This window comes from Mesorhizobium sp. M4A.F.Ca.ET.050.02.1.1 (assembly GCF_003997725.1).
Taxonomy (GTDB): domain Bacteria; phylum Pseudomonadota; class Alphaproteobacteria; order Rhizobiales; family Rhizobiaceae; genus Mesorhizobium.
Genome location: NZ_RZSG01000856.1, coordinates 1 through 2,459, shown reverse-complemented (window position 1 = coordinate 2,459; position 2,459 = coordinate 1). Strand labels below are relative to the sequence as shown.

Annotated in this window: 2 protein-coding genes and 1 pseudogene; 2 read left to right on the top strand and 1 reads right to left on the bottom strand. The window is 65.4% G+C overall.

Features of this window, described 5'->3' with window-relative positions; all coding sequences use genetic code 11:
- Together EOA33_RS32240 and EOA33_RS32235 are read left to right on the top strand one after the other, a co-directional pair.
- Positions 1–266: pseudogene (locus tag EOA33_RS32240) on the top strand (diaminopropionate ammonia-lyase); the annotation flags it as partial.
- Between the two features lie 113 nt (positions 267–379).
- Entirely contained in the window at positions 380–1,543 is a 1,164-nt protein-coding gene (locus EOA33_RS32235; RefSeq protein ID WP_127407468.1) for a M20 aminoacylase family protein, read from the top strand.
- Here EOA33_RS32235 and EOA33_RS32230 read toward each other — a convergent pair.
- On the bottom strand, positions 1,540–2,208 hold the full coding sequence (locus EOA33_RS32230) for a GntR family transcriptional regulator (protein ID WP_127407467.1): 669 nt from the start codon (positions 2,206–2,208) through the stop codon (positions 1,540–1,542). The genes EOA33_RS32235 and EOA33_RS32230 overlap by 4 nt on opposite strands.
- Positions 2,209–2,459: the final 251 nt, after the last annotated feature.

Genomic DNA, 2,459 nt, shown 5'->3' with positions numbered 1-2,459 from the left:
CGGTGGAGGAAGAGGATGCGGTCGCCGTGATGAAGCGGCTGGCGCGACCCTTGGGCCACGATCCGGCGATCATCTCCGGCGAAAGCGGCGGTGCGGGGCTCGCCGGACTGATCCGCGCGGCAGGCGACAAGCAGATGCGCGCGGCACTCGACCTCGACACCCATTCGCGCGTGCTCGTCATTAACTCCGAGGGGGCGACCGACCCCGGCCGCTATGCCGAACTGGTCGGCGTGGCGCCGGACGACGTGCTGATGCAGCCTGCCTGAAACAAGTCCGGAAAGTATATAACGGTCAGGCTCGGCGGCTTCGCCGTAGCAGGCTCGGCGACTTCGCCGTAGCTTTCGGTCCGGGTGCGTAAAGAACAGGCTTAGGGGCGACGATGGCCAAACTCGACCAGCAGGCACTGCACCGCGAGATGACGGCGTGGCGGCACGATCTCCACGCGCATCCCGAATTCGGCTTCGAGGAGAAGCGCACCTCGGCCTTCGTTGCCGAAAAACTCCGCGCGTTCGGGCTGGAGGTCGCCGAAGGCATCGGCGGCACCGGCGTCGTCGGCACGCTGACCAGGGGCAGCGGCAACCGGGCGATCGCACTGCGCGCCGACATGGACGCGCTGCGCATCGCCGAGCAGGGCACGATGGCCTACCGCTCCCAGACACCCGGCACCATGCATGCCTGCGGCCATGACGGCCACACCTCGATGCTGCTCGGCGCGGCAAAGCTGCTTGCCGCCGAAGGCGGCTTCGACGGCACGGTGCGCTTCATCTTCCAGCCGGCCGAGGAATGGGGCAGGGGCGCGCTTGCCATGCTGGACGACGGACTGCTCGAGCGCTTCCCCTTCGAGGAGATCTTCGGCCTGCACAACATGCCGGGCCTGCCCATTGGCCATTTCGAGACCCGCGTCGGGCCGATCATGTCGGCCGAGGACAATTTCGAGATCGTGCTGAAAGGCGTCGGCGGCCATGCCGCGCGTCCACATGCCGGCCAGGAGACGCTGGTCGCCGCCTGCGCGCTGGTCGTCAACCTGCAGACCATCGTCTCGCGGCGCCTGAGCCCCGCCGACATCGGCGTCGTTTCGGTCACCGAGCTGATCACCGATGGCACCCGCAACGCGCTGCCGGGCCTTGCCCGCATCCTCGGCGACGCCAGGAGTTTCCGGCCCGAGGTGAGTGCCGCGATCGAGAAGGAGATGCGCCGCATCGCCGAGGGCACGGCGCAGGCCTATGACGTCGCCGCCGAAGTCACTTACACGCGCGAGTTCGTGCCGCTGGTCAACGACGCAAGCCTGGTCGACGAAGCTTTTGCTGCGGCCCGGAGCGTGCTGGCCGGCGATGCCGTCGGCGTCGCGGCCGAGCCGATGACCGGCTCGGAGGATTTCGCCCGCTTCCTCGCCCATGTGCCGGGCTGCTTCATCTTCCTCGGCAACGGCGCCTCCGCACCGCTGCACAATCCGTCCTATGATTTCAATGATGAAGGCCTGGTCCATGGCGCGCGGTTCCATGCGGCAGTGGTGCGGCGGCGGCTGGCGGCGGAGGGCCCCTAAACCCCATCCCCCGCCTTCTCGATCGCCTCGAGATAGAACATCTTGCTTGGCTGCAGATGGTCGACGCAGAGCTGCGCCAGCACCCAGTTGTCCCGGCGCTTCATTGCCTCGATCATGAACCAGTGGTGCTGGCGCGAGACTTCCAGCTTCTGCGGATCGGCGAGTGAGTTCGCCCGCACCGGTAGGCTGAGCCGCATGTAGTGGTCGATCGACGACACCAGGTAGTCGTTGCCGCAGGCCGAGAACATGGTGAGGTGGAAACGGTCATTGGCCTCGTGGATGCCGCGCAGATAGTGGGCGTCGACATGGGCGCTGTAGACCCGGTGGATCTCCATCAGCTCCGCAATCAGCGCATCGCTGGCCGGCAGCGGGATCATCAGCGCCGCCTGCCGCTGCAAGAGCTCGCGCACCTCGTAGATCTGCCTGACCTCGTCGGGTGACAGCCTTCTCACCATCGCGCCCTTGTTGCGTTCGCGGGTGACGACGCCGAGCTTCTCCAACTGGTAGAGCGCCTGGCGGATGGTGTGGCGCGACACCGGGAAGCGTCCGAGCAGCACATCTTCGACCAGCCGTGTGCCGGGCGCGAGGCGGCCGAAGATGATGTCCTCCTCCAGCGCCTTAACGACGTCGGCTTCCTTGCCGCCATAGTCTGCCACGTGGAGCATTTTCTTGTCCTTGCCGCGTCCTTTGCGGTCACTCTAGCCGCAGAGAGAGCCTTTCCGCAACTGCAGCGCATGGTCTGGATAATCGATAATACGACCATGCGTGACAAGTTAGGATCGCCACATTGTAGGTATTTCTGCTGGAACCAGATTAGAATTATTGACAATCTGAGCCATTTGCCTATGGTGACGATCGGCGGTTGCTCCACCAGGGCGCCTGCAGTCAGCGTGAAATCCAGCCCCAAGGTGTCGAT